This window comes from Desulfobacteraceae bacterium, assembly GCA_022340425.1.
GTDB lineage: Bacteria > Desulfobacterota > Desulfobacteria > Desulfobacterales > JAABRJ01 > JAABRJ01.
Genome location: JAJDNY010000160.1, coordinates 1 through 5415, shown reverse-complemented (window position 1 = coordinate 5415; position 5415 = coordinate 1). Strand labels below are relative to the sequence as shown.

Below are 5415 nucleotides of genomic sequence, written 5' to 3'. Positions count from 1 at the left end.
CGGTGTCGAGGTCCATGAATTTGGTCGCCAGGCCGTGGTCGTAGCCGATATCATCGATGATCAGGGCCACCCGGGGGAGCTCGGCCGGGGGTGGAGCGGGCCTTGAGATGGGCGGCTTCGGTTTCGGGGCACGGTGCTCTTCGGGGGGAAAAATTTCGTAGGTCGGCGTTTTGGAAGCCTTGGGCGGGGCCGCAGGCCTCGGTTTGGCCGGCGCCGGCTTGATCGTCTTGGGCGTGATCGGTGTCGGCGGCTTGGTCACCGGGGGCGCTGCGGCAGTGCGCTGGGGTTTGGATGGAATGTAATGGCGGGCGGCAACCGCCGCGATGATCACCAACACAACCAGGGCGCTCAGCGCAATGAGGACTCTGGGCAAATGGCGCCTCAGCGGTGAGGCTGTCGGTCGCTTGCGGCTCCGGGGGCGGGGCGCTGTTTTGCGTTGTTTCGTTTTGGCTTTGGGCTTGGTGTTGGCCATGGGTCTCTCGCAGCGCGCCGGGGCGCGTTTGCCCCGCGTTGGCCGCGGGATGGAAAGCTGACGGGAAAATCAGGTCGACCCCGCTGGGGTCGGTTCAAAGCGCCGCCAAACAGGATTGCCCATCCGCCTTCAGGTGGATGGGCAAGGTAGCGACGGGCAGGCTTACGCGCAGCTGCCCGCCGGCTCATGGCGGGCCCGGTAATATCCGGGCTCAGCCCTTCATATTTTTGAAAATATCGTAGCTGATCAAAATTTCCATGGCCCGAACGACCTGGTTGTCGGCCTCCAGCCCTGCGGTGGTCAAGGTGCCCTCCAAGGTTTCGATTTCCGGGGCCTCTTGTGCGGGCTCTTGGGCCGGACCGGGCCCCTCTTCGCTTTCCAGCGCATCCCCGGGCGGCTCCTCTTCCAGGTGGTTTTTAAGGTCCTTTTCCTTTACCAGGCGGTCTTCCGTCGTGGCGCTTTTTTCCTCCGGCACATGGTGCGGCACCACGATATCCGGTTCGATGCCCTTGGCCTGGATGGAGCGGCCGTTGGGCGTGTAGTAGCGGGCGATGGTGAATTTCAACCCGAAACCGTCGCGCAGGGACTCCACGGTCTGGACCGACCCCTTGCCAAAAGAGGTCGTGCCGAGGATAAGCGCCCGTTTGTGGTCCTGAAGGGCCCCGGCGACGATTTCCGATGCACTGGCGCTGCCGCCGTTGATCAACACCACCATCGGGTAGTCCCTGCCGGCAGCGGGGGCGGCGGTGGCCTTGAACACTTTGGTGTGGGTGTTCTGACGGCCCCGGATTGAGAGGATGACGCCCTCTTTGAGAAACAGATCGGAAACCTCCACGGCCTGATTCAACAGCCCGCCGGGGTTGTTGCGCAGATCCAGCACCAGGCCCCGCAACGGGGTCTTGGCGGACTCCAGCTTTTTCAGCGCGGCCTGCAGGTCTTCGGTGGTTTTGTCGCGGAAGTTGGTGACCCTCACGTAACCGTAACCGGGCTTGATCTCCAGGGCCCGCACGCTCTCGATGGGGATGACATCCCGGATGAGTTTGAAATCCATCGGGCCGGCGGCACCTTCCCGCACAATGGTCACCACCACCTCGGTTCCCTTGGGGCCGCGCATCATCATCACGGCACTGCGCAGATCGGTGGTGGGTTCCCCGTCCACCTTGATGATCCGGTCCTGGGCTTTGATGCCGGCCTTGAAGGCGGGGGCGCCCTCGATCGGGGAGATTACGGTGACGAAACCGTTGCGCAAGGTGATGCGGATTCCGATGCCGGTGAATTCCCCCTGGGTGTCGATCTGCAATTCTTCATAGGCATCGGGGGGTAGCAGCGCGGAGTGGGGGTCCAGGCTTTGAACCATGCCCTGGATGGCCTTGTGGATCAGATCGGTCGTATCCACGGCGTCGACGTAGTTTTTTTCAATCAGTTCAAGGACGTCTGAAAAGAGTTTGAGACCTTTGTAGGTTTCGTCGTTGCTGGCCCCCAGGTCGCGGCTGAACCCCGCCCCGATGCTCCAAAAGATGACGGCGACGGCCAAAAACAGCCAAAGCCTGATGTAGCGTCCTGATTTTCGCGTCATTCGGCCAGCTCCTTGTCAGCCGCGTTGATGGATCCATGCCGCCGGGTTCATGGGTTTGCCCTGATGGCGCACCTCGAAATACAGACCGGGCTGCGGCGATAAACCCGTGTCTCCGACCGTGGCGATGACTTCCTGTGCCAGAACGGCGTCGCCCGTCTGTTTGAACAATTCCTCAGCGTGGGCGTAGACCGTGCAATAATTGTTGCCATGATCGATGATCATCATATTGCCGAACCCCTTGAACCAGCTGGCGAAAAGAACCCTGCCAGCACCAACCGAACGAATGGGTTCGCCCCGCTGCGCCTGGATCTCGATGCCGCTTCGAAAATTCATCCCATCGAAGCCTGGATTTTTGTAAGGTCCGAAAAACTTAACTATTTTACCTTCAACGGGCATTTTTAGCAACCCCTTAAAAGATGCGAAACCATCCCCATTCAAAATTTCCGCCTGCGGGGGGTGGGGCTGCCGCAATAACGCCTGAACCGTGCCGTCCAGTGCCGCGGCCGAGGCTTTGAGGGATTCAATGGCGGCCAGTTCAAGGGATTTTTGGCTGCGGATTTCGGCCAGCAGACGCATGCGGTGGTTCTTGGTGGCTTCAAGATCCTCCAACTGTTCTTTTAAGGCCTCGGTTTTGTGTTGTTTTTCGGCCTTCCGGGCCTCCAGCCGGCCCGTCAGCGCGGTCAACCGCTCGTAGTCCCGCAGCAGGCTGCTGAACACCTTGTCGTCATGGGCGAGAATATTATTAAGCGCTCTTTTTCGTTCGAAAAATTCGCTGATTGAGGCGGCGTTAAGCAAAAACTGGACCTGCCCGATCCACGAGAGTTTGTAGAGCGCCACCAGCCGCCGGGAGGCCTGGGCCTCGGTTTCCCCAATCCGCTCCTCCAGCGCTTTGATTTCCTGCCGGTTGTGTTGAATGTCGGCGCTCAAGACTTCCAGGGCTTCCCTTTGGGCCCGAACCTGGCGCGTTGTGCGGTTGAGCTCGCGGTTGATGTGGTTGAGGCGCTCCAGCACCTCCTTTTCGTGCCGAATCTCATCGGCGAGCTTGGCCTTGCGCCCCTCGAGTTTGCCTGTTAGGGCGGCGATGGCGCGCGCCAGCAGGCTGCGTTCGTGCGCGTCGGCCTGGGCCGCGCTTTCGGCGGTGAGTAGCTTGACCCATCGCGGGTTGTGCTTGACGTAGCCGGTCGCGCCCTCATGGTCGACTTTCAGCCATCCCGCGGTTTCCCCCAGGATGCGAACGGCGTCTCCCTTCCGCAGGGTTAGTAGAATGGCCGCACGGTGCTGGGGCGCCTCGCGCAGGTTCAGCCCGGTGGCGGTCACGATGCCAACCGCTTCGGCCGCTTCTGCGGCCGGCAGACCATAGACCACCAAGCCTGTGACCACAACGGCCAAGCCGATCCAGCACGGGTGATGTCGCCTCGCCCCCAAAAACCCCATCGTCGCATCGCCTGCTGAGCTGCCCTTTCCCGGGGCAATTCAGGTTTTCAACTGCTGTCTGAGGGACAGATAGCTCCCCAGCCAGCCGGCCAGCATACTGGCGCCCAGGATGGCGGCTGCCAGTGCCGGCGAAAAAAAACGCACTTCAAATCGACCGGGCAGAAGTCCCGGGGCGATCTGGGCGCTGAGGTAAAGGTGCCCCGCCAGCAGCCCTGCCAGCCCGGCGGCGGCGCCCATCACCCCCTGAAGCATACCCTCCAGGTAAAGCGGCGTCCGGATAAAACCTTCGGATGCCCCCACCAGCCGCATGATTTCAATTTCCTCCCGGCGGCCGTACAAAACCAGCCGGGTGGTGTTGGCCACGATCAAGACCGTTGCCAGGAAAAACAGACCGCACATCCCCAACCCGGTCAGCTTGAAGAGCCGCAGGATCGCCGCCAAGCGCTCCAGCCAGCCCTGACCGTACTCGACTTCGTCGACCCCCGGAAGTTTTTGGATTACGTCCGCCAACTGCGACACCGCCGCCCAGTCGCGCATTTCAGGCCGCAGCTGCACCTCGAAGGCATGCGGCAGCGGGTTCGTCTTGAGGTTGTGAATAAGCGAGAGCTGGTGTTGCAGCTGCTCCCGCAGGCGGGCCAGACCCTCTTCCTTGGAAATGAAAACGGCGCTACCCACCTCCGGCAGGTCCTCCAACCGGTGCTGAAGGTCCTGCACCGCGTCCTCGGCGACCTGCGGCTGCAGGTAGACCATGACCCTCACGCCCTGCTGCCAGAGGGTCATCAAGCGGCTGGCATTGACGAAAAACAGGCCGAAAGCACTGGATATCAGGATGGCCAGGGCGATGGTGGCGACGGTGATCGCATTGAGGAAGCGGTTGTCGCGGATTTCCACCAGGGCGCGCTTCAAAGGCCGGCTCATGGGGCCTCCGCCGCGGGCTGGGACAACAGCCGGCCCCGCTCCAGCTGGATGACGCGTCCGGGGGTGCGGCGGATAGTCTCGTGGTCGTGGGTGGCGACGACCACCGTGGCCCCCCGCTGGTGGTAGCGCTGCAGCAGGGCCATGATGACGGCGGCCGCGGAGGGGTCCAGGCTGCCGGTGGGCTCGTCGGCCAGGAGGATCTTCGGATTGCCCACGATGGCGCGCGCCACCGCCACGCGCTGCTGCTCGCCGCCGGAGAGTGTCGGCGGCAGCGCACCGCCGCGGTCCTCGAGGCCGACGGTCCGCAGGACGCTGTGAACCTTCTTGCGGATCAGGGGCTCCTTCTGGCCCATGGCCTCCAACACCAGGGAGACGTTGGCGAAAACCGACCGCGTCGGAATCAGGCGGTAGTTCTGAAAGATGATGCCGAACCTGCGCCGCAGCTCGGGAATGCCCTTGCGCGAAATCCGGGCCAGGTTCAACCCGTCCACCAGGATCTGGCCCTCGGAGGCCGGCTCCCCCAGGTAGAGCAGCTTGAGCAGGGTGGATTTGCCAGCACCGCTGGGGCCGGTGATGAACACGAACTCGTTCGGAAAAATATCCAGGGTGATGTCGTTCAGGGCGTTGAGCGCCCCGTAGCGGCGGTGCACACCGAACAAGCGCAGGATCGCTTGCCGTTCAACGCCGGGCAAGACCGCCCCGCTGCCGGTCCCATCCACGGCTGCCAGCGGCGTTTGATAGTTGGGTGTCATAAGGTGCATATATATGATTAAAATTTGACCCTGAAGCCGATCCTTGCTATACCCTTCACAAGTTCAAGGAGTGCTGTTTCCAGTTTTCCTTAACTTGGAGCCTCCACTGGAATCCCATTAAACAGGCTTCTTCCGTTTCGGTGGAGGCTTTTTTTATCGAAAATTCGGTTTTAAATCAATACGGGCCCGGCGTTGGCAGCCGTGGGCGCGGGTGGTGGGATGAAACAGGAGCTGATCGACCTGCTCTGCCGGAAATCATTCAG

At 61.8% G+C, this 5415-nt stretch carries 5 protein-coding genes; all 5 read right to left on the bottom strand.

Annotated features, from left to right (window positions below; genetic code table 11):
• A partial coding sequence (locus LJE63_13805) for a hypothetical protein (protein ID MCG6907680.1) occupies positions 1-373 on the bottom strand: 373 nt, incomplete at its 3' end.
• A 310-nt stretch (positions 374-683) separates the two neighbouring features.
• Positions 684-2048 carry a S41 family peptidase gene (locus LJE63_13800; GenBank protein MCG6907679.1) on the bottom strand — a complete coding sequence of 455 codons (1365 nt, stop codon included), beginning with the start codon at positions 2046-2048 and terminating at the stop codon, positions 684-686.
• A 15-nt stretch (positions 2049-2063) separates the two neighbouring features.
• Positions 2064-3428, bottom strand: coding sequence for a peptidoglycan DD-metalloendopeptidase family protein (locus LJE63_13795; protein ID MCG6907678.1), 1365 nt, complete (start codon positions 3426-3428; stop codon positions 2064-2066).
• 93 nt (positions 3429-3521) lie between these two features.
• Complete coding sequence (ftsX, locus tag LJE63_13790; GenBank protein MCG6907677.1) at positions 3522-4400, bottom strand: permease-like cell division protein FtsX; 879 nt, start codon at positions 4398-4400, stop codon at positions 3522-3524.
• Positions 4397-5152, bottom strand: coding sequence for an ATP-binding cassette domain-containing protein (locus tag LJE63_13785; GenBank protein ID MCG6907676.1), 756 nt, complete (start codon positions 5150-5152; stop codon positions 4397-4399). Before LJE63_13785 ends, ftsX begins: the two co-directional genes overlap by 4 nt.
• Positions 5153-5415: the final 263 nt, after the last annotated feature.

Excerpts from the sequence above, each read along its gene's own strand:
- LJE63_13800 (MCG6907679.1), bottom strand. The coding sequence starts at position 2,048 with ATGACGCGAAAATCAGGACGCTACATCAGGCTTTGGCTGTTTTTGGCC.
- ftsX (MCG6907677.1), bottom strand. The coding sequence starts at position 4,400 with ATGAGCCGGCCTTTGAAGCGCGCCCTGGTGGAAATCCGCGACAACCGC.
- LJE63_13785 (MCG6907676.1), bottom strand. The coding sequence starts at position 5,152 with ATGACACCCAACTATCAAACGCCGCTGGCAGCCGTGGATGGGACCGGC.